The sequence below is a fragment of the Sphingobacterium sp. genome (genome assembly GCF_032065005.1).
Classification (GTDB): Bacteria; Bacteroidota; Bacteroidia; order Sphingobacteriales; family Sphingobacteriaceae; genus Sphingobacterium.
In genome coordinates, this window is record NZ_DAMBMM010000009.1 from 70,129 (window position 1) to 90,471 (window position 20,343).

At 40.2% G+C, this 20,343-nt stretch carries 21 protein-coding genes; 10 read left to right on the plus strand and 11 right to left on the minus strand.

Annotation, left to right across the window (positions count from 1 at the left end; translation table 11 throughout):
- Positions 1 to 25: 25 nt before the first annotated feature.
- Positions 26 to 502, minus strand: coding sequence for a hypothetical protein (locus tag RT138_RS14425; protein ID WP_313191251.1), 477 nt, complete (start codon positions 500 to 502; stop codon positions 26 to 28).
- 191 nt (positions 503 to 693) lie between these two features.
- Here RT138_RS14425 and RT138_RS14430 point away from each other — a divergent pair, with 191 nt between their 5' ends.
- Positions 694 to 1,755: an aldose epimerase family protein gene (locus RT138_RS14430; protein ID WP_313191252.1), complete on the plus strand. Its 1,062-nt coding sequence runs from the start codon at positions 694 to 696 to the stop codon at positions 1,753 to 1,755.
- 259 nt (positions 1,756 to 2,014) lie between these two features.
- Here the strand turns inward: RT138_RS14430 and argH are convergent, their stop codons facing one another.
- A complete protein-coding gene (argH, locus tag RT138_RS14435) occupies positions 2,015 to 3,349 on the minus strand; it encodes an argininosuccinate lyase (RefSeq protein WP_313191253.1) in 1,335 nt (444 codons plus the stop codon).
- 1,134 nt (positions 3,350 to 4,483) lie between these two features.
- Between argH and rbfA the strand changes: the two genes are divergently transcribed.
- Genes rbfA through RT138_RS14455 form a run of 4 tightly spaced genes read left to right on the plus strand, consistent with a single transcriptional unit; the run spans position 4,484 to position 7,231 of the window.
- Entirely contained in the window at positions 4,484 to 4,855 is a 372-nt protein-coding gene (rbfA, locus tag RT138_RS14440; protein ID WP_185211221.1) for a 30S ribosome-binding factor RbfA, read from the plus strand.
- A 15-nt stretch (positions 4,856 to 4,870) separates the two neighbouring features.
- Complete coding sequence (aat, locus tag RT138_RS14445; RefSeq protein WP_313191254.1) at positions 4,871 to 5,539, plus strand: leucyl/phenylalanyl-tRNA--protein transferase; 669 nt, start codon at positions 4,871 to 4,873, stop codon at positions 5,537 to 5,539.
- Positions 5,517 to 6,596 carry an aminotransferase class V-fold PLP-dependent enzyme gene (locus RT138_RS14450; protein WP_313191255.1) on the plus strand — a complete coding sequence of 360 codons (1,080 nt, stop codon included), beginning with the start codon at positions 5,517 to 5,519 and terminating at the stop codon, positions 6,594 to 6,596. The genes aat and RT138_RS14450 overlap by 23 nt, the downstream gene beginning before the upstream one ends.
- Positions 6,593 to 7,231 (plus strand): hypothetical protein, encoded by a 639-nt coding sequence (locus tag RT138_RS14455; protein ID WP_185211224.1) that lies wholly within the window; start codon positions 6,593 to 6,595, stop codon positions 7,229 to 7,231. Before RT138_RS14450 ends, RT138_RS14455 begins: the two co-directional genes overlap by 4 nt.
- 490 nt (positions 7,232 to 7,721) lie before the next feature.
- Here the strand turns inward: RT138_RS14455 and RT138_RS14460 are convergent, their stop codons facing one another.
- Entirely contained in the window at positions 7,722 to 8,129 is a 408-nt protein-coding gene (locus RT138_RS14460) for a hypothetical protein (protein WP_313191256.1), read from the minus strand.
- Positions 8,130 to 8,461: 332 nt separating this feature from the next.
- Here RT138_RS14460 and hemA point away from each other — a divergent pair, with 332 nt between their 5' ends.
- The 5 genes from hemA to RT138_RS14485 all read left to right on the plus strand — a co-directional run bounded on the left by hemA (position 8,462) and on the right by RT138_RS14485 (position 14,655).
- The gene (gene hemA, locus RT138_RS14465; RefSeq protein WP_093101537.1) at positions 8,462 to 9,703 is read left to right on the plus strand and encodes a glutamyl-tRNA reductase; all 1,242 of its coding nucleotides are present in this window, start codon (positions 8,462 to 8,464) and stop codon (positions 9,701 to 9,703) included.
- A 106-nt stretch (positions 9,704 to 9,809) separates the two neighbouring features.
- Complete coding sequence (gene hemC / locus RT138_RS14470; protein ID WP_185211226.1) at positions 9,810 to 11,396, plus strand: hydroxymethylbilane synthase; 1,587 nt, start codon at positions 9,810 to 9,812, stop codon at positions 11,394 to 11,396.
- Positions 11,397 to 11,454: 58 nt separating this feature from the next.
- On the plus strand, positions 11,455 to 12,426 hold the full coding sequence (gene hemB / locus RT138_RS14475; protein WP_093101539.1) for a porphobilinogen synthase: 972 nt from the start codon (positions 11,455 to 11,457) through the stop codon (positions 12,424 to 12,426).
- Between the two features lie 69 nt (positions 12,427 to 12,495).
- A complete protein-coding gene (gene asnS / locus RT138_RS14480) occupies positions 12,496 to 13,941 on the plus strand; it encodes an asparagine--tRNA ligase (RefSeq protein ID WP_313191257.1) in 1,446 nt (481 codons plus the stop codon).
- A 93-nt stretch (positions 13,942 to 14,034) separates the two neighbouring features.
- Positions 14,035 to 14,655, plus strand: coding sequence for an L-threonylcarbamoyladenylate synthase (locus tag RT138_RS14485; protein WP_093101542.1), 621 nt, complete (start codon positions 14,035 to 14,037; stop codon positions 14,653 to 14,655).
- Here RT138_RS14485 and RT138_RS14490 read toward each other — a convergent pair.
- From RT138_RS14490 to tilS, 8 genes are all read right to left on the minus strand, one after another.
- Complete coding sequence (locus tag RT138_RS14490; protein ID WP_313191258.1) at positions 14,650 to 15,090, minus strand: SRPBCC domain-containing protein; 441 nt, start codon at positions 15,088 to 15,090, stop codon at positions 14,650 to 14,652. The two genes, RT138_RS14485 and RT138_RS14490, sit on opposite strands and share 6 nt — an antisense overlap.
- 44 nt (positions 15,091 to 15,134) lie before the next feature.
- A complete protein-coding gene (locus RT138_RS14495; protein WP_313191259.1) occupies positions 15,135 to 15,701 on the minus strand; it encodes a Crp/Fnr family transcriptional regulator in 567 nt (188 codons plus the stop codon).
- On the minus strand, positions 15,698 to 16,603 hold the full coding sequence (locus RT138_RS14500) for an EamA family transporter (protein ID WP_185215940.1): 906 nt from the start codon (positions 16,601 to 16,603) through the stop codon (positions 15,698 to 15,700). Before RT138_RS14500 ends, RT138_RS14495 begins: the two co-directional genes overlap by 4 nt.
- A 23-nt stretch (positions 16,604 to 16,626) precedes the next feature.
- Positions 16,627 to 16,941 carry a DUF721 domain-containing protein gene (locus tag RT138_RS14505; RefSeq protein WP_093101548.1) on the minus strand — a complete coding sequence of 105 codons (315 nt, stop codon included), beginning with the start codon at positions 16,939 to 16,941 and terminating at the stop codon, positions 16,627 to 16,629.
- Positions 16,928 to 18,037: a DNA replication/repair protein RecF gene (recF, locus tag RT138_RS14510; protein ID WP_313191260.1), complete on the minus strand. Its 1,110-nt coding sequence runs from the start codon at positions 18,035 to 18,037 to the stop codon at positions 16,928 to 16,930. Before recF ends, RT138_RS14505 begins: the two co-directional genes overlap by 14 nt.
- Positions 18,038 to 18,074: 37 nt before the next feature.
- A complete protein-coding gene (locus RT138_RS14515) occupies positions 18,075 to 18,377 on the minus strand; it encodes a DUF4834 family protein (protein WP_313191261.1) in 303 nt (100 codons plus the stop codon).
- 83 nt (positions 18,378 to 18,460) lie between these two features.
- On the minus strand, positions 18,461 to 18,949 hold the full coding sequence (locus tag RT138_RS14520) for a hypothetical protein (RefSeq protein WP_185211233.1): 489 nt from the start codon (positions 18,947 to 18,949) through the stop codon (positions 18,461 to 18,463).
- A 5-nt stretch (positions 18,950 to 18,954) separates the two neighbouring features.
- Positions 18,955 to 20,280, minus strand: coding sequence for a tRNA lysidine(34) synthetase TilS (gene tilS, locus RT138_RS14525; protein ID WP_313191262.1), 1,326 nt, complete (start codon positions 20,278 to 20,280; stop codon positions 18,955 to 18,957).
- Positions 20,281 to 20,343 lie beyond the last annotated feature (63 nt).

A 20,343-nucleotide genomic window follows, 5' to 3' on the forward strand; every position in this document is an offset into this window, starting at 1 on the left:
AATAATTCGTAGGTATAGTTTATTATCAGTCCAAATCCTCACTGCTCCTATTTCGCGTCATGATTCCGAACAACAGATTCAGGACATACACAAATTGCATGACCAGCAACATAATAAAAGAGCCTACGTAAAACTGTTGGATCTTGTAAAACCGCTCTACCTCAGCCAAGTTTGAGGCTTTACCGGAAACCTGGGATTCTATATTCCCAAAATAAACCCTTTCCACAAACCCCCAGGTCCATAAATTAACTATGAGACATAAGAAACTGATCAAATGCATGATGCTCCAGGTTTTGGAATAGAGCATCTGCTCCGTAAAATAGTATAAACCGGCAAAAATAAGCCCCAATAAACCCAAAAACTTAAAAAGCGATATAGATGAGATTATAAAGAAGGTATCGTAGATATTTATCGTAATGGAGGAGTCCTTGGCCGGCACAAATACCGCAAAGGCAAGAACCAAAATTCCGACAGCAAGAAATAATAACGAAACCTTAAACATAACACTGATTTCCAACAAAATAATAAAATCTCAGCGATTTTTAAAATACCAATATCAACTAAGAATTAAATAATAAATGATTCGCTGGGAACCAAAAGACCATCAATGAACAGGTATTTACCATTCCTTTTCCTTAGTTCTTTGGAACGCCCCCCTTTATTATTATCTTTAACAGAAGCAATTAAAACATAATGACGACTTATAAACTCCCTCTTCCTAAAGACTTTGAAGGTAAATTGAATGGCAAAAACACCCATCTCATCACTCTTACCAACCGAGCTGGAATGCAAATCGCGTTGACCGATTATGGTGCTAGACTGGTAAGCGCATTGGTTCCCGACAAAAATGGCGACCTGATCGATGTGATATTAGGGTTTGACAGTATTCAAGGCTACCTTCAGGCAAAGCAGTTTTACCATGGAGCTACAGTTGGCAGATTCTGCAACCGGATTGCCAACGGAAAATTCTCCATCGATGGGAAGGAATACAGTTTAGCGCAGAACAATGGCAGCAACTGCCTGCATGGAGGAGTCGACGGTTTCCACAACCGTGTATGGGACAGGCAGGTGAGCTTCAACAAATTAGTCGACTTCTATTATGTTTCTCCTGATGGCGAAGAAGGCTTCCCCGGGGAGCTAAAAACAACCGTCTCCTACGAGTTGAGCAATGAGAATGAAATCATCATCAAGTATAGGGCTACAACAAATGCCCCTACGGTCCTCAACTTGACCAACCATGCTTACTTCAATTTAAATGGCGAAGGAAACGGGGATACCCTGAACCATGAAATCAGCATTCTTTCGGATGAGTTTCTTCCCCTCAATGAAAACCAGATCCCAACGGGTGATATCTATCCAGTAGAAGGTACTGCTTTCGACTTCCGCCAACCCAAACTTTTGGCAACAGATATCAATAGCCCCGAGGAACAGATCCAGATCGCCAATGGTTATGACCATAGCTTCATCAATAAGCAACCCATCAGTGAGCCTATTGCAAAAGCCTTCTCGAAAGAGTCCGGCATAGAACTCCAAGTTTTCAGCACAGAACCCAGCCTGCACCTCTACAGCGGAAACTTCCTAGACGATGACAAAGGGAAATCCGGCAAAAAGTACCTGCGCTATGGTGGTCTTTGCTTCGAAACCCAACATTATCCCGATAGTCCAAACCAAGAAAAATTTCCTTCGGTGAAACTTAATCCAGGAGATGTTTTCGAAAGCGAAACAAGATATAAGTTCTGTATTAAAAAGTCATGAGACTTTTTATTAGACATAAGACTTTTTAATAGACATAAGACAATAAACACAAGACATAAGACCTACTGGCGTCCTATTTTTATGACAGGGTTTGAACCAGGATTCAAGGGATAAGAGGATGGACCAAGATCCGGATTTCAACTCAGCTTATTAACAAAAAAAGACATTAAACCTGTCTAGGTCTAATGTCTTGTGTCTTATGTCTAGTGTCTTAAGTTTAGTGTCTTATGTCTAGTGTCTTAAGTTTAGTGTCTCTTATCTACTGCGCCAAAAGGCTATCTAGGGCAGCATCTACTTTTTCGAAGCCAAAATCAGCTTTCACTTCTTTAAACATTCTTTGGATCTGATCATTGCAAAGGTTACCGATACTTCCTTCATGGGTATGGTTAACCTCTTTTGCTGGCTGGAATTTTCCTTCTTCGATATCCAGACCGATTTTGCGGTAGGCTTCGCGGAAAGGAACTCCGTTCAACACTTCATTATTTACGACTTCAACCGAGAATAAATAATCGTATTTCGGATCATCCAGGATATTATCCTTGATCGTAATATTCTCCAGCATATATTTAGCGATAGCCAAGCAATCATTCAGGGATTGGAATGCAGGAAAAAGGTTTTCTTTTAACAGCTGCAGATCACGATGGTATCCAACGGGAAGGTTGGTGGTCATCATGGCAATTTCATTTGGCAATGCCTGGATCTTATTGCAACGGGAGCGGATCAACTCGAACACATCGGGATTCTTTTTATGCGGCATAATAGAAGAACCTGTTGTCAGGTGTGCCGGAAAGGAGATAAACCCAAAATTCTGATTGATAAAAAGGGTGACATCCATGGCAAATTTCGCCAAGGTTGCGGCAATCGAACTCATGGCCTGCGCCAAGATCCGTTCGGTTTTCCCCCTGCCCATCTGCGCATAGACCACATTGTAGTTAAGGTCTTCAAAGCCAAGCAAGTTGGTGGTCATCGTTCTGTTCAATGGAAAAGACGAGCCATAGCCCGCTGCTGAACCCAATGGGTTTTTATTGCAGACGTTCCAAGCCGCTTTCAACAGTTGCAGATCATCCACTAGGCTTTCCGCATAGGCTCCAAACCATAGACCAAAGGAAGATGGCATGGCAATCTGCAGGTGCGTATAGCCCGGCATCAGTACCGATTTGTATTGATTGCTTAAACTGATTAACTGATCGAACAGTTCTTCTGTATTCTTAAAGATGCTCTCGATTTCAGACCTGAAATATAATTTTAGGTCCACCAAGACTTGGTCATTTCTGGAACGGCCAGAATGGATCTTTTTCCCGGCCTCACCGATGCGTTCGGTCAGCATCATTTCTACTTGGGAATGCACATCTTCGACGCTATCCTCAATTTTGAAATTTCCGGCCAATATTTCTCTGTAGATATTCTTGAGTTCTTTTTGCACATCCTCCAAGTCTTGGTCGGTCATCAATCCAATGCTGTTCAGCATTTTGGTATGGGCCAAGGAACCAAGAACATCGGCGGCTGCCAGGTTCATGTCCATTTCACGGTCTTGTCCTACGGTAAAGGTTTCCACAAAGGAATCTACATCAATATTTTTTTGCCAAATCTTCATGTTCAAAATCTTGTCGAACAAAAGTACCAATATATAGGGAAAATGCAAGGCAACAAGGGACTGGCCTGATTAGTAATTTCCAGAATTATTACAAACATTTATCCATTTCCGCCAATTATTTTTTTTGACATTCAATAATTTTTTTAGAATTATGCATGAATTTTCTGTGCTTTTTTGGTTAATTTTTGGAGAACTGTGCTAGGATTTCCCCAAAAACCAAAATGTTAAATTTTGTTAAAGCTTTTCCGTTTTAGCACACTAAAAAACAAGCATTTAACTTTTGACGAGCTTTTAATTTTTGGGTTTAATTTATTAAGAAACGATGAATAAATCATGAAGAAATAGGACAAAAAATAGCTTTTGTCAATTAAGTAATTACTTACTTTTTTTTAAAAAACATCTTGTCACATCGTAATTAAAGCTCTATGTTTGTGATGTAAAGGGGAATGAATGATATTAATAAGTGAGCTTCCACTCACGTTTAATAGCCAACTACAAATTACTAAACATGATAGACCGGAAAGTCTTAAAACTACGAAAAGAATTATTCTATCCAATTATAAACTAATTTTGATTAAAGACTTGTCACCATGCCCACGACAAGTCTTTTTTTATGCCTTTTTTGCCGAATTTTTCGAGTGAAAAATTCGGGACAGGACTTGCTCTTATTCGAGACATATTCGGGAAATCCATAGACTGGATTCGGTACATTTTGCGAAAATTCGGAATGTGTCTCGAATGAGGTCAATATTATAGCTCATATACATCTTCTAACTTTCTTCCAAGCTGGAAGATGTGCTGAAAAATATTTCACCCCCGCTAGGGGTTCACCAATTCAATCAATCAATTTCTACAAATATTTCACCCACGCTGTGGGTTTCTCAAAACAAACAAGATCCTGCCGGAGGATGACCTTTAGCCCTCTGTTCATTTCCAGTAGCGGAAAAAGGGAAAGAATACCAATACCCTGTGCAAAGTTTAGCCTCGAATCCATTTAATCCTAGTTCAAAAAAGTCCTCACAACACATCCTCCCCTTGATCGCCAAAGGTTCTTCCTAACATATATTAGTTCATAGAAAAGCCCTATATTTGTATTAGGAAATGCAATGCAGCTTTCCGCAATCAAATCAAAAGATGGGAACAGAAAGTAAAAGACAACAACGATTTGCTGGAGTAATACAACAAGATCTTGCAGAAATGTTTCAACGTGAGGGCAACTCTTGGGCTCCCGGTGCTTTTATTACCGTTACCAGGGTACGTGTCACTCCTGACTTGGCCATTGCTAGGGTTTATTTGAGCTTCTTGAACACCAAAACTGCCAAGGCAGACATCGACAGCATCAAATCAAAAACTAACGAGATACGCTATAAATTGGGGGCACGGATCAAGAACCAAGCCCGCATCGTTCCACAGTTGGAATTCTTCCTAGATGATACCAACGAATACGTTGAACATATGGACAAGATCTTTGATGAGATCAGCAAGGAACCAAGACAGCCTGAATAGGCAAATCGCTATAGCATGCCCTACTTGTTGGATGAAAACAGATTGGTTTTCCCCCACCCTTCACTAGCCGATGAAGACGGCCTTCTGGCAATAGGTGGCGACCTCAGTATTGATAGATTGATGCTGGCCTATGAAAACGGCATCTTTCCATGGTACAATGAGGACAGTCCCATATTATGGTATGCGCCATTGGAAAGGTTTGTTTTAAGGCCTTCGGAAATGAAGGTTTCCAAAAGCTTGAAGCAGGTCATCAGGTCAAACAGATTTAAGGTCAGCTATAATTCGGATTTTAAAGCTGTCATCGAGACCTGTGCCGATATCCCCAGAAAGGATCAGGATGGAACCTGGATCGTTTCAGATATGCAGAAAGCCTATCTACAGTTGCATGAAGAAGGTTATGCACATAGCGTGGAAGTTTGGCAAGATGATAATTTGGTAGGTGGATTATATGGCGTGAAAATTGGCCATGTTTTCTGCGGAGAAAGTATGTTCTCCTTGGTCCCAAATGCCTCAAAGGTTGCCTTATTTCACTTAGCCAAAAATTTTGGGCTTGAATTAATCGATTGTCAGATCCCCTCAGATCATTTGTGCAAAATGGGGGCAGAAATGATCAGTCAACAAGAATATTTATCCATTCTAGACGAACAAGAAATTTTGCCTTATGACTTTGAAGGAACACTTTAACCTTCCAAATGATGTTGTTTATCTCAATACACCCGGCAATGGATTGTTGCCGAAGGTGACCTTGGATTGGAGGAAGACCTGGGAACAGGAATTCTTTGATATCAATTCCAACCTAAGGGATGAACAGCCGGAATTTATCAATGGAGTACGGGAGACCGTTGCGGATTTTTTCGGAACACAAGCAGCGAACACCTTCTTGACCCCTAATTTCTCATTTGGATTTTCCACCTTGGTGGACCTGCTACCGAAGGACCTGAGCTATTTGGTCCTGGAAGATGAATATCCATCCCTGCAATACCCCATAGTCAACAGAAAGTTGAAATATACCTCTGTTGCTGTATCGGCGAATGTGGAAGATGAGCTTCAAAAAGCTGTGGAGAAGCACAATCCGGATGTTTTGATCCTGAGCTTGGTGCAGTACATATCAGGACTGATGATAGACTTAGATTTTATCAAAAGGATAAAGGCTGAATACCCTAATCTCTGGATCATTGCAGATGGCACCCAATTTTTAGGAACAGGTCCTTTTAATTTCCAGGATTCTGGGATTGATGCCCTAGGAGCTTCTGGTTATAAGTGGCTCTTGTCAGGATTTGGGAATGGTTTTATGCTGATCAGCGATAGCTTGAAACTGATGCTGGAGGACCTGAAAGCTGAGGTTCCACTGCCAGAGGTAGCAATGTGGAAACACAAGAGCATCTTGGACACCTTTTTTGAACCTGGTCATCAAGATACCCTAAGCCATGGAACTTTGAAGAGCAGTCTAACGTTCTTGAAAGCACAAGGACTGGAAAATATTCAGCGACACATCACGGAACTATCGGATGAGGCATACCGACTGTTATTGGAAAGGGATTTGATCCTACCTTATATAGCAGAGCGCTCGGTTCGTTCATCCTTGATCAACGTGCAGCTTCCACAGGAGCTTTACCCAAACCTGATGAACATGGGGGTGAAATGTTTTCCCCGTGGAACAGGGATTAGAATAGGAATACACCTTTATAATGACATAAAGGATATTCATAATTTTGTTAATATTATTGAGAGTTTACGATGAATTTTAAAATAGGAGATTTAGTCAGGTTTGTAGATGAACCCATTGAGGGCCATATTACCGCTTTTTTGAGCAACGGATTGGTTGGGGTTACGGATGACACAGGCTTTGAGATTCCGGTGATGCAAGATAAGATCACCTTAGTCCATGGCAACATGCGCATGGAGGAGGATGAGGAACCAACCCAGGTAGTTCAGACGGGGAAATTTATCGAAAAGGGCATATACTTAGCCCTGACCGGTGAACAGAAGGAAGGATTGGTCAAGTTCTTTATTGTCAATGAGACCTCCTTTGAATTGTTGGTTACAGTATCTGAATCTGTAGGAAACAAAAGAACAGGGATATTCGCCAATATCGTTCCTGCACGCGAATACAACCAGTTCTATACCGGCAATTTCTCCGCCATCAACAAATGGCCTAATCTGGAATTCCAGATCTTAAGGACCTCGAGAAGACAACACAACGCGTTCCCTCCCATCGAAAAGTCAATCAAGGTAAAACCTCTTGACCTGATCAATTCAAAAGAGAACCTGGAAGTTTTGCCCGAAAAAGCATGGATCTATGAACTGGACAAAGTGGAGGAAAATATTGGACTCGATAAATTGAAGCAACATTTTATCTCGCATAGGCCGGGTTAGATAGGAGAAATAAAGACATAAGACCCTCGCGCATTAGAAGGTTGATTCTTTATCCTAGGTCGTTGAAGCGGAATATCGAATGGGTTTGAACCAGGATTGAAGGGATGGGAGGATAGACCAAGATTAAAAATAAATCTTTTATTTTTCTCTATTTCTGCTGTCCTTCTGAGAATAAAAAATTTGGGTTAAATTTATTGGAAGGTGATGACAGCATGTTGGCAATGAAAATAAATTAGCTCTTTTATTTAAAAAATAAAGAACCCCCTTTGGGGTTCCACTATTTTAGCTGGCATGGCACGTTAGCCTGGAAGTCGCGCAAAAACGATGTTCGATTAATCGAACATCGTTTTTGCATTAACCTTATATTGTTTACCATCCATGCTAAAATAATTAATCCCCGCAGGGGATGTATGACGGATAAAAATATTCTTCAGATAAATAAAAACGGTCAACCCTATTTAGGGATGGACAATGGACATATGTCTGTTGTCTACTGTCTTATGTCTATAGTCTTCTTCTTCCCTACAGAAAACAGAATCAACAGGGCTCCGAACAGCAACACTCCCCATCCCCATTTGATATTAAGGGTTTTGGAAAGCAGGCCATCGATTAATTTTAGGCCTAGGTAATTGTTGATCTGGAAAAATACCAATATAAAAGAAAGGACGATCCATCCGATGAGCACCAAGGCAGCGATTCGGAAGGGACTTAATTTACGCATAAAGAAAAGCAGGACACATAGGCCGAGCAAACCATTTGTGATCATGAACAAGGCGGTATCAACTTGATAAAGATTCCAATTTGCCTGTAGTGGAACTTTCAGGAACGGGCAGAATATTGCAGAAAAAAACACCACAAAAAATCCTATTAATGCCAAAGGTTTGTTTAAACTTCTCATGATAAAATTTATAGTTCAAAGATGAGCATTTGATGGGATTTAGGAAAGAAAATTTGGGATTTAAACTGAATAAAGGCCGAAAAAATGCATGATTTATCGATATTCGTTAAGTATAAACTGTAATTAATGTCATTTATTGCCAGCATTAGAAATGATTGTCATCACAATATTAGCGCTTTAACAAACCTATAACACTGCATATCAGGTTATTAACATATTTTTAACACTATTTATAATCGTTCTAAATTCACTGTATTGACACATTCTTGACAATAGCAACGCTGTTTTAATCTACATTTGCAGTACAAAATTATTGGAGAAATAATTAGGCTTTGAAGAATTTAAAAGTTATAGCGTTTACCCATAAACATGTCGATCTAAAAGATTTGGGGAATCTGGTGATATGCAATGAAGAATTGGATAGTCGCCTTATTAACCTAAAAAACAATTTAGACATTCCTGAGATATTCTATATCGGTACTTGTAACCGAGTGGAATTTGTGTTCTATGGCGCGCATGAGTTGAACGATGATTTTGTAGTGCAGTTTTTGGACAGCATGAATTTCTGTGTTCCAGCGGAGCGTATGCAATGTTATTTGGGACAGGTCAACAGATATTCAGGTCTTGACGCCTTGAACCACCTATTCCGCACTTCATGTTCCATGGAGAGTTTGGTAGTTGGCGAAAAAGAAATCTTAGCTCAGATCCGTCGTGCTTATGACCGTTGCAAAGCGGCAGGGTTTACGGGAGATTTCCTGAGACTGATGATGGACCGCTTGGTAAAAACCGCAAAAGAAGTCTATACCTATACCAATATTTCACGCAACCCTATTTCGGTAGTTTCCCTAGCTTATCGCAAGCTTCGTGAAGTGAAATTAAAGGACAACCCTAGGATCTTGGTCATTGGATCTGGGGAGACCAACCAAAATTTAGCAAAATACCTTAAAAAACATAAGTACAGTAATTTCACTATTTTCAATAGAACAGTGGCCAATGCGCAGGCATTAGCTGAAGAATTGCAGGCACCTGTTTATCCTTTGAGCGAATTGAAGAATTACAAAAAGGGATTTGATATGATGATCACCTGTACTGGTGCCCCTGAAGCCATTATCCATGAAGATCTTTACGAGTCTTTACTGAATGGCGAGGAGGATAAAAAGGTAATTGTTGACTTAGCCATTCCAAATGATATTGATGCAGCTGTGATTGCAAAACACCAAATCCACTACATCGAAGTAAGCAGCTTGCAACAGATCGCGGAGAAGAATATTCAAGAGCGTTATGCGGAGCTGGATAATGCTGAAAAAATCATTGAGCAAAACATCAAAGAATTCTTACCGATCCTGAAACAACGTCGTGTTGAGGTTGCCATGAAGGAGGTTCCTGAGAAAATCAAGGAAATCAAAGCGATGGCTTTATCGGAGGTATTTGCCAATGAAGTTGAGCAACTGGACCCACAAGCACGTGAAGTGCTGAACAAGGTCATCAACTATATGGAAAAGAAATATATCAAAGTTCCTATGGTGATGGCGAAAGAGATCTTGGTTAAATCTGCCGAATCAGAAAGCAATTAATATTAAATTTTCTTAAAAATATTCTGATTCTGACATTTAATCATCAGAATAAAGAGGCTATTTCCTTAAATTTGCCTCCGGATTATTCATTTGTAAATCTTTGAACGTGAACAGAAAACTAATTATCGGTACCCGTGGAAGTGAATTGGCACTATGGCAAGCAAACTTTGTAAAGGATCGATTAGCCGAAATATCAATCGAAGCTGAATTAAAAATCATCAAAACCCAAGGGGATATTGTTCAGCATTTAAGACTAGACAAACTTGAAGGAAAAGGATTCTTCACGAAAGAGTTAGAAGAAGAATTGTTGTCTGGCCAAATTGATCTGGCAGTTCATTCGCATAAAGATTTACCCACGGTAAATCCTCCAGGATTGATCATTGCGGCAGTTTCAGAACGTGAAGACCCATCGGAATTATTGATTATCCACAAAGATTGTGTCGATATTACCAAGCGTCTTTCCTTAAAACATAATGCTTCAGTTGGAACTTCTTCTAACAGAAGAAAAGCACAGCTCCTATCGCTACGTCCGGACCTTGAATTTGAAGACCTTCGTGGAAACCTTCAAACACGTGTACAGAAATTACGTGATGAGAAATATGATGCTATTGTTTTGGCTAAGGCTGGGATTGCAAGGATCAACATGGAGCTTTCGGATTTCCATTTGGAAGAGATCGCACCAGTTGAGGTTGTGCCTGCACCTGCTCAAGGGGTATTGGCCATTCAGATTCGTGAAAGTGACCAAGAACTGTTCGATATCTTGCAACAAATCAACGATAAAGAAGTAGCTGAAGCAATTTCAGTAGAACGCAAAGTATTGAATTTGTTCGATGCGGGTTGTCATGCTCCTCTAGGCAGCTATTGCCGTAAGAAAGATGGTGTATTCCAATCTTGGACTTCCATTGCAGATACCAACGAAGACTTTCCTGACCGTGTGTTCTTGGAGTCGGAGACGACAGAGGGAATGGCAGAGAAGATTTTTGCAAAATACCAAAAGGATAGAAAATTACCTTCTTCGGTATTTATTACCAGGGATCTTGCTGAAAACTCATATTTAGCCCGTTTCTTAAAGAAACATGATATTCAGGTGGATGCAAGGTCATTGATCCGCATTTTCCCGACCATCAATAAATTAGACTCCTTCATTTTGAAGCGAGCAGATTGGATCTTCTTCAATTCCAAAAATGCCATTGAGCATTTCTTCAAATTGGAACCTTGGATCTTGAAGAAAACAAAGATCGGTGTGCTAGGAAGAGGATCGGAAGATACTTTGCGCAAATTCAACCGTATTGCTGATTTTTCAGGTGATAACTTAGGTATCGATACGGAAGGAATAGCACAGGAGTTTGCGAAGTTGGTGGATGGTCAGACGGTATTGATCCCACGCGCTGAAGGTTCTTTGCAAACGATCCAGAAAGCATTGACGGAAAACACCAAAATCATCGATATGCCAATCTACGAATCGGTAATCGAGGAAGAAGTGGATAAGAGCAATGCTCAAGTATTGATCTTTACCAGCCCAAGCAATGTGGAAGCTTATTTCCGTGAGAACTTGGCGGATCCTGATCAAAAGATTATCTGTATCGGTTATTCAACAGCCAAAGCTATTGAAGCATTAGGCCTAAAATATACCCTTCCATTCACGCCAGACGAAATTGGATTGGCGGAAGCTGTATTCGGATTAGATTATTAGAAAAAATATAGCGAAGGGGGAATTATCCCCCTTTGCTCTTACATAAAAAAACAAAAACATGTTACACCGTCCTAGAAGAAACAGAAAATCAGCTGTAATTCGCGACATGGTTCAAGAGAACCATCTGTTTGCTGCCAACTTGATTTTCCCATTGTTTATTGTAGATGGAGACAACCAAAAAGTTGAAGTATCCTCCATGCCTGGTATCTACCGCTATTCGATCGATAATTTATTGCGTGAGGTAGAAAGCTGTATGAATTTAGGCTTGAAAGCCTTCGATCTATTCCCAGCTGTGGAAGAATCCCTGAAAGATAAATATGCTACAGAAAGCTACAGAAAAGGTACGTTATACTTAAAAGCTATTGAAGCGGTTAAGAAAAACTTCCCTGAAGCTTGTGTGGTTACCGATGTGGCGATGGACCCTTATAGTTCGGATGGTCATGACGGCATCGTTGAAAATGGAGAGATCCTGAACGACGAAACTTTAGAAGTATTGGGTAAAATGGCCTTGGCACATGCAGAAAGTGGTGCCGATATCATTGCTCCATCGGATATGATGGACGGAAGAATTGGGTACCTACGTAATATTTTGGACGAGAACGGATTCAGCAATGTATCATTGATGTCCTATACGGCAAAATATGCATCGGCATACTATGGTCCTTTCCGGGATGCCTTAGGTTCTGCCCCTAAAAAAGGGGATAAAAAAACCTATCAGATGAACCCTGCGAACAGCAAAGAGGCCTTGATCGAAGCGCAGTTGGATACCCAAGAGGGTGCTGATTTCTTGATGGTAAAGCCAGGATTGCCTTATTTGGACGTTATCAAGTTATTGAGCGATAATTTTGATCTGCCGATTGCAGCGTACAATGTTTCTGGTGAATATGCCATGCTGAAAGCTGCCATCGCAAATGGTTGGTTGAGCGAGCAGGTTATCTTGGAAACCCTAATGAGTTTCAAGCGAGCTGGAGCGACATCGATCTTGACCTATCATGCAAAAGAAGTTATTGAAAAAGGCTGGGTAAAATAGACCATAAATCAATTATTTGGCTATTTTTGTAAGCCTATAAAGCGACCATTAAAATATTTTTTCTACAAAATGGAACATACACGAATTAAAGAATTATTAAAATCAGAGGATTTCGGAAAAGAAGTTATTGTTAAAGGATGGGTTCGTACCTTTCGTAACAATCAATTTATAGCTATCAATGACGGATCTTCAATCAATAATATTCAAGCGGTCATTGATTTTGAAAATACATCGGATGCAATCCTAAAAAGGATTACCACCGGTGCGGCTGTGCGTGTAAAAGGAAATTTGGTAGAATCATTGGGTAAAGGGCAGAAAGTAGAGATCAAAGCAACCGATGTTTCTATCATTGGTGACTCGGATCCTGAAAAATATCCTTTGCAACCGAAGAAGCACAGTTTGGAATTCCTTCGTGAGATTGCACATTTGCGTTTCCGTACCGGAACTTTCAATGCTATCTTCAAAGTACGTAATGCCCTGGCATTTGCAGTGAACAAGTTCTTCCAGGAGCGTGACTTCGTTTATATGCATACGCCAATCATTACAGGTTCGGATGCTGAAGGCGCTGGGGAAATGTTCCGTGTTACAACTTTGGACCTGAACAATATTCCGCGTACAGAAAACGGTGATGTCGATTTTAAAGAAGATTTCTTCGGAAAATCTACTAACCTGACTGTTTCTGGACAGCTTGAAGGGGAGCTGGCGGCATTGGCTTTTGGAAATATCTATACCTTCGGCCCTACTTTTAGAGCTGAAAACTCCAATACTACCCGTCACTTGGCTGAATTCTGGATGATCGAGCCGGAAATGGCTTTCTATGAATTGGAAGACAACATGGATCTTGCTGAAGATCTATTGAAATATGTTATCCGTTATGCCTTGGATCAATGTCCGGAAGAGATTGAATTCTTGAACAACCGTTTATTGGAGGAGGAGAAATCTAAACCTCAGAACGAACGCTCTGAATTGAACCTGATCGAGAAATTAAACTTTGTCATCAACAATGATTTTGAGCGCGTGACTTATACGGAAGCCATCGAGATCTTGTTGAGAAGCAAGCCTAACCAGAAGAAACAATTCAAATACCTTATTGAAAGTTGGGGTGCCGACCTTCAGTCGGAGCATGAGCGTTTCTTGGTTGAAAAGCATTTCAAAAAACCTGTCATCCTTACTGATTACCCAAGAGAGATCAAATCTTTCTATATGAAACAGAACCCAGTAGATGCTAACGGAAGACAAACCGTTCGCGCCATGGATATCTTGTTCCCAGGAATCGGTGAAATGGTTGGCGGTTCACAACGTGAAGAAAACTTGGAGAAACTGATCACCAGAATGGGTGAAGTTGGAATTCCTACGGAAGAGATGGAGTGGTTCTTGGATACCCGCCGTTTTGGCTCGGTTCCTCACTCTGGCTTTGGAGTTGGATTTGAAAGGTTGGTATTATTTACCACTGGAATGACCAATATCCGTGATGTTATCCCTTTCCCAAGGACACCAAATAACGCAGAGTTTTAAAAACTAGATAAATTTAAAAAACCGTCAAAACAAACATTATTTTGACGGTTTTTGTTTATTCAGTAATATTGAAACAATTTAATAAACTAATCCATGTTACTAAAAATCTACAATGACAATCCGAATCCAAAGGCTATCGAAGAGGCTGTGGAGATATTAAGAAAAGGAGGCGTGATTATCTATCCAACAGATACGGTATATGGTATTGGTTGCGACATTACAAACCAGAAGGCCATAGAGCGCGTGTGCTCTATCCGCGGACTGAAACCGGACAAGGCTAACCTTTCCTTTATCTGTTATGACCTGACGGATATTTCGCAATACACCAAACCTTTTGACACTACCGTTTTTAGGGTATTGAAGAAAGCATTGCCTGGTCCATTTACCTTTATCTTCAATGCGAGCTCCCAAGTCCCTAAACTGCTGAGCTCTAAAAAGAAAACTGTAGGTATCCGTGTTCCGGACAACAATATTGTCCGTGATATCGTCAAGGAATTGGGTAACCCAATCGTCACTACTTCCATCCATGATGATGATGAGATCATCGAATATTCTACCGACCCTGAATTGATCTATGAGAAATTCGAGGAAAAGGTAGATTTAGTAATCGACGGTGGGTATGGCGACAACGTTCCTTCGACAGTAGTTGATGTGACCTCTGGCGACTTTGAAATCATCCGTGAAGGTAAAGGGGATCTAGAACAATATCTATAGCCTAGACTCCACCCTTTCTTTAATGGCGGCATTGAAGAGTTCAAAACCCTTCTTGGTATTTCCATGAATCATTTTCCTGAAGAGTGGCACCAGTATGCCTGAAAACTTTTCCCCTTGGATAAGCTGGGTTTGATCGTTTGAGATCCTGTTCAGGATAAAATAATGCTCGCCATCAAATATTCCATTGATTAAAAGCTTTCCTTTCCAACGAAGTTCCTGATTGCTTTCTATCTTTAAAAAGACAGGATTCATCTTCATGCTCGTACCGCCCGGTTGGGTTAGCAGGACCTGGGTCCGTTTGCCAACTTGAGGGGTTCCATAAAATTCAGCGATGCTTGGACTCCATTCCGGATAAGCTTGGAAATCGGATAATATAGCCCATACAGCTTCTGCAGGAGCATTTATGATAATCTGTGATTCAATCTGTTCTTTCATACCTCAAAGTTAGCCTTGAGGCAGTCAGAAGCACTTGACATTTATCAAGAAGATAATTTATTCCGGATGCGGCTTAAGGTTTCTGGGCTCATGCCCAATACGGAGGCAATGTATTGTAAGGGAACTTGATTGAACAGTTGTTTATTCTGTTCGAAATACTTTTGATAGCGTTCTTCGGCAGATAAAGCAATAAAATCGAAGACACGATGTTCGATCTGCATAAAACATTTCGCGATGAATCTTTTTTCGATCACATTCCAATTGGGTATGGACTGCTGTATATCGAAGTAATCAGATTTATTTAAGGTCCAAAGCTTGGTAGGTGTCAATGCCTCAATGGACCAATTGGAAGGGTTGTCGAAAAAGAAGGAAGCTAGATCAGTGATAAAATAGCCCTCTCCGCCGATCCATTGGGTTACTTCCTTAGTATCTGTCCATTTGAAAACCCTAAATATTCCCTCTTCGATAAAACTCAGTTTTTTACAGGATTTTCCTGTTTCCAGGAACAATTCATTCTTGCTGAGCTCCTCGGGGACAAACCTAGAGATAATCAATTCGGCTTGTTCATCAGAGAGTTCGAACATCTGTAATAACTGCTGTTTAAATATCATGAGCCTTCCATTTTAAGTTGAGTCTGACGTCTTCTTTCATAAATATAGGCAATATTAAAAATGACTACAGCTATAAATATCATCCCAAAGGCTATAATTTGAGCCGTGTTGATGGACTCCTTGTAATATAGAACAGCCAGAAAGAAACTGATGATCGGGTTAAGGTACAGCAATATGCCCACTACAGAAGAGTCTAACCCCTTCAGGGCATAGATATTCAAGAACAGTGGAATAATGGTATATCCAATGGCAATGATGAGGATATAGGTGTAAAACTCATCGGTCTTGGGAACGGAGCTGTCCACAACATAAAGAATTGGCAGCAATAAAATAGTGCTGACCAAAATATGGATGGTCAGGGTAAAGAATTTATCAAGCTTGAATTTATTCTTTTGAAGGACAAGATAGCCTGCATAGGAAAGTGCGATGATGAAGCTATAGAAAAGGTCAAGAAAATGCCCATAAGCCAATAGGATACAACTCACGATACTGAGGCCTACAGCAAACCATTGTCCTTTGTTGAGTCGTTCCTTGAGGAAAATACTGGCCAATACGGTTGTCAATATGGGGCAAATGAGATAGGCCAAGGAGGTTGCATTGACGCTGACTGCATTCATCACATAAATAAACAGGAACCAGTTCATCCCCAAGAGGACGGCACTTGCCAGTACATTTACAAGGAGTTGCTTTCTTTCTGTGGAATTGCTGGTTTTAAGGTATTGTATACTGGCTAGGGTCTGTTTTCTTCGGAAGATAAAACAGGCCAATAGTATGCAGACTGAGGCAAATAGGACACGGTGGATTAATATATCGAGGGCTCCATAGTCACTGAGAGGCTTCAAGACCAAGGCGAATGTTCCCCAGATGATAAAGCCTGTCAATGCTGACAGGTAATATTTCATATTATAGATAAAGAGTAAAAGCCTTAAAGAATAACGAACTCTTCGATGACCACCTTTCCAACGTATTCATTGACACGTCCGATAATCTGTCTGCGCATCATGGCCAGTTCATTCTTGATGACCGCTGATTCTACGCGTACAAACAATTTCTTATCTCTAATATAAATCTGTTGGGTTCGGTTGGCGATTGCACTTCCAATAAGCTCAGGCCAGGCGGTAACAATAGAGGTTTCATCGAATTTACGTCTGAGACGGTATACATCCAATAACTTCTCCACTGCTTGCTTGATGGTTACATCATCACTTCTCCTAAATGCATCATCATTATACTTCGCCATTGATCTGACCTCCTTGTATGTCAAAGATACGAATTGGCTTTCCTATTTCTTGAAATATTTTCCTTATTCTGTCGGAGTCCGTATCAGTCAGGAATATCTGTCCAAATTCGTCTTCAGAGACCAATTGCATCAGTTTTTTGGTCCGCTGTTCATCCAGTTTATCAAAGATATCATCCAGCAACAGGAGTGGCTTATATTGCTTCCTGTTTTTCAGAAAAGCATATTGAGCTAACTTCAGAGCGATCAAGAAAGACTTTTGCTGCCCTTGGGAGCCAAATTTCTTTAAAGGCATCCCTTCATGTATGCTAAACTGTAGATCGTCCTTGTGTATCCCTACGGTCGTGCGCTCCAAAGCTCTATCCTTTTCTAATTGCTTGTTGAGAAGGTCCAAGAAATCTTGGTCTTGGAGTTGAGATTCATAGACTAGGTCCACCTGCTCGACGTCATCGGAAAGAAATTGATAGTAGCGACGGAATTCCGGAAGGAACTCTTCCATAAACTTCTGTCTGCGTGAAAATATCTTTTCCCCAGCTTCCACAAGCTGTAAGTTGAGAACTTCCAATAGTCCTTTGTCAAAAACGCCAGTTTCACGGATGTTCTTCAAGATGATATTGCGGTTCAATAGAATCCTATTGTAGGTAATCAGGATGTCTAGATATTGATTGTCGGTTTGCGATATCACATTATCGACAAACTTCCTTCGCTCCTCACTCCCATCCATGATAATAAAGCTATCATTAGGCGAGATCATGACCAAAGGAAACTGTCCAATATGATCGGCTAAACGACCGTATTCTTTCTTGTTCTTCTTGAACTGCTTTTTCTGATTTCTTTTGATGCTACAGGAAACGGCATCCAAAACTGTTTCCTTATCAAATTGCCCCTGTACCATAAACCAATCCTCTCCCTTTTTGATATGCTGGGAGTCAATGGGATTAAAATAGGATTTGCAAAGTGATAGATAGTGAATAGCATCCAAAAGATTAGTCTTCCCCGAACCATTCTGCCCTGTAAAGGCATTGGTGTCTGGCAGAAAATCTAATGAAGATTCAGTGTAGTTCTTAAAATTTAAAACGGATAGATGTTTTAGCCACATAGCAATACAAAGATATGCTTTTTCGTCGGGCTATGCTTTATTTTACCTCTTCAAAGTCAATAAACTCACCTGCAGTTTCAGTACCCTTTCTGGAATTGTTTTCTTTAGGTGGAGTATATTCCACACGAACTTTTCCGTCAGGACGTTGTTGTTGCTTAAACTGTGAAAAAGGATCGTTATAGTTTTGTTGATTTGGACCTTGATTAGCATATTGTCCTTGAGCGCCATTCATGATTTTCTCTGCCACCTTCTTCATAAAGAAAGGCATCAGAAGACGCATACCAATTTTAAATAGGTAGTAAAATATAACTGCTGATATAAGGAAATATATAAATGTCATTTTTAAATGCTTTTCATCAAATTTAACAAATAATCGAAATGAAAGTTTAAGAGATTGTCAAGTAAATCTCAGTTAACATTTTTTTACTTTTCTGCTTTAGCTTTCAAAACAGCCTGAAGAAGCTGGGTAGGATGCTGTGAACCAATTACATAGACCAATCCGTCGTTATCTGTAAGCCATAAGGCTTCCTTACCACCTGAATAGAACCTGATTTTGCCATTCTTGTGCAGGTTATAAACTGGGTTGTTAAAAAAGAAGGTGGAATACCTATCCTTTTCAATCTTTTTGATTGAGTTAAGATCAATCTTGACCAAACTGGTGGTCCATAGTCCGCTTAAAATGATATGAGTCTTGGTAACTGTGGTCCGATAACTGACCATATAGAGCATGATGATGGAAACGATCAGGATTCCAACCCCCACGATAAAGAACAGTTGTTGAGAGACAACATGTTCCCAGTTGATGTAATAGGCAACAAAGCAAAACAATGCTAAGATCAATCGTACGCTAATCCAAGTCCAATCTCTTCCTAGATATTGTTTTTCTTGAAATAAGATTTGTTCTTCTTCCATATTTGCTATTTGTATACTAAAGTAAGTACTTTCTTTGTATTTTCTGTCACTTTAAAGCGATTATCTAAGCGCATACCCACTATCCAAATCAATTGCCCATCGGCATTGACCAAAATTGGGACATCCTCCTTTTGAAAGCGGTTCAGCTTTTTTTGGATGAAATAATCACTTAGCTTTTTAGAACCTTCCATTCCCAATGGTTTGAAGGTATCCCCTATTTGCCATGGCCTTAATACCAATGGAAACTTGATCAAATCCGCATCGACTTGGACTTGGTTTTCATCTCGCTCAATTTCCATTCCTAGTGATTCGACAATGTAAAAGTGCCTTTGGTTATAATTCACCTTCGCGTTAAGGTCTTCAATGGCAATAGCTACAAGACTGTCAATGACCTTCTCCCTAAGGATTAACATATCTCGATCCAAAAGAAGTTCATGACTAGGGGATTCAAATATCTGCCCCATCCTCTTATCAAGTACTTTGATTAAATCATTGGTTACATTTCTTTGGAAATTATAAGGCTTGAATAGTTCAAAGATGAGAAAGGGATCGTTAGCATGGCCTTGCAGGGCCCCAATTTGGATCTTTATTTGAGATCCTTCATTTTGGAACATCAGCTTTCGGATAGCATCCACCTGATTCTGTATAAAGCGTTGGCTTTCCTCAAAATGTTTGATGTCCTGTTCTAGGATAGCTTCAAAGTCTGGTTGGATTTCCTTAAACTTAGGAATGATCTCCAACCTTATTTTGTTCCTCGCATATTTGGTTGAGAAATTGGACTGATCGTCTCTATACGGAACTTGCAGGTTTTGAACTTCAGCAGCAACTTCACTAGCAGAAAGAAATAGAAGTGGACGAATAATAGGCCCTCGCTTAGCTTGAATACCTAAAAGCCCTTGGATTCCGGTTGATCGTGTTAAATTAAACAACATGGTTTCCAGATGGTCATTGGCATGCTGTGCAATGGCAATCTTTTGACAATTCTGTTCAGCTCGCAGTTCCTCAAACCATTGATACCGTAGCTCTCGAGCAGCCATTTGAATGGAGACTTTATGTTGAGTGGCATAGTCATCCGTTTCAAATTTCCTTACAAATAATGGATAGCCTAATTCTTTTGCATAATCTAAAACTAAAGCCTCATCCTTGTCAGACTCCTCCCCCCGCAATTGAAAATTACAGTGGGCTATTATGCAGTTCATCTTTAAATCATGAAACAACCTAGCCATCAACATGGAATCCTTACCGCCACTGACGGCCAAGAGAATCTTATCATTCCTGTCAAGGAGTTCCTTTTCGATGATAAACTGTTTTAATCTTTCTGAAACTGACATAGTCCAAAATTACAGATTATAAATAATCTTGTGTTAGAGGCATTAAAATTTATTGTTTAACAA

What these genes read in the sequence shown, in the direction of transcription:
- RT138_RS14425 (WP_313191251.1), bottom strand. Translation starts at nt 502, where the DNA reads ATGTTTAAGGTTTCGTTATTATTTCTTGCTGTCGGAATTTTGGTTCTT.
- RT138_RS14430 (WP_313191252.1), top strand. Translation starts at nt 694, where the DNA reads ATGACGACTTATAAACTCCCTCTTCCTAAAGACTTTGAAGGTAAATTG.
- argH (WP_313191253.1), bottom strand. Translation starts at nt 3,349, where the DNA reads ATGAAGATTTGGCAAAAAAATATTGATGTAGATTCCTTTGTGGAAACC.
- rbfA (WP_185211221.1), top strand. Translation starts at nt 4,484, where the DNA reads ATGGGAACAGAAAGTAAAAGACAACAACGATTTGCTGGAGTAATACAA.
- aat (WP_313191254.1), top strand. Translation starts at nt 4,871, where the DNA reads ATGCCCTACTTGTTGGATGAAAACAGATTGGTTTTCCCCCACCCTTCA.
- RT138_RS14450 (WP_313191255.1), top strand. Translation starts at nt 5,517, where the DNA reads ATGACTTTGAAGGAACACTTTAACCTTCCAAATGATGTTGTTTATCTC.
- RT138_RS14455 (WP_185211224.1), top strand. Translation starts at nt 6,593, where the DNA reads ATGAATTTTAAAATAGGAGATTTAGTCAGGTTTGTAGATGAACCCATT.
- RT138_RS14460 (WP_313191256.1), bottom strand. Translation starts at nt 8,129, where the DNA reads ATGAGAAGTTTAAACAAACCTTTGGCATTAATAGGATTTTTTGTGGTG.
- hemB (WP_093101539.1), top strand. Translation starts at nt 11,455, where the DNA reads ATGTTACACCGTCCTAGAAGAAACAGAAAATCAGCTGTAATTCGCGAC.
- asnS (WP_313191257.1), top strand. Translation starts at nt 12,496, where the DNA reads ATGGAACATACACGAATTAAAGAATTATTAAAATCAGAGGATTTCGGA.
- RT138_RS14485 (WP_093101542.1), top strand. Translation starts at nt 14,035, where the DNA reads ATGTTACTAAAAATCTACAATGACAATCCGAATCCAAAGGCTATCGAA.
- RT138_RS14490 (WP_313191258.1), bottom strand. Translation starts at nt 15,090, where the DNA reads ATGAAAGAACAGATTGAATCACAGATTATCATAAATGCTCCTGCAGAA.
- RT138_RS14495 (WP_313191259.1), bottom strand. Translation starts at nt 15,701, where the DNA reads ATGATATTTAAACAGCAGTTATTACAGATGTTCGAACTCTCTGATGAA.
- RT138_RS14500 (WP_185215940.1), bottom strand. Translation starts at nt 16,603, where the DNA reads ATGAAATATTACCTGTCAGCATTGACAGGCTTTATCATCTGGGGAACA.
- RT138_RS14505 (WP_093101548.1), bottom strand. Translation starts at nt 16,941, where the DNA reads ATGGCGAAGTATAATGATGATGCATTTAGGAGAAGTGATGATGTAACC.
- recF (WP_313191260.1), bottom strand. Translation starts at nt 18,037, where the DNA reads ATGTGGCTAAAACATCTATCCGTTTTAAATTTTAAGAACTACACTGAA.
- RT138_RS14515 (WP_313191261.1), bottom strand. Translation starts at nt 18,377, where the DNA reads ATGACATTTATATATTTCCTTATATCAGCAGTTATATTTTACTACCTA.
- RT138_RS14520 (WP_185211233.1), bottom strand. Translation starts at nt 18,949, where the DNA reads ATGGAAGAAGAACAAATCTTATTTCAAGAAAAACAATATCTAGGAAGA.
- tilS (WP_313191262.1), bottom strand. Translation starts at nt 20,280, where the DNA reads ATGTCAGTTTCAGAAAGATTAAAACAGTTTATCATCGAAAAGGAACTC.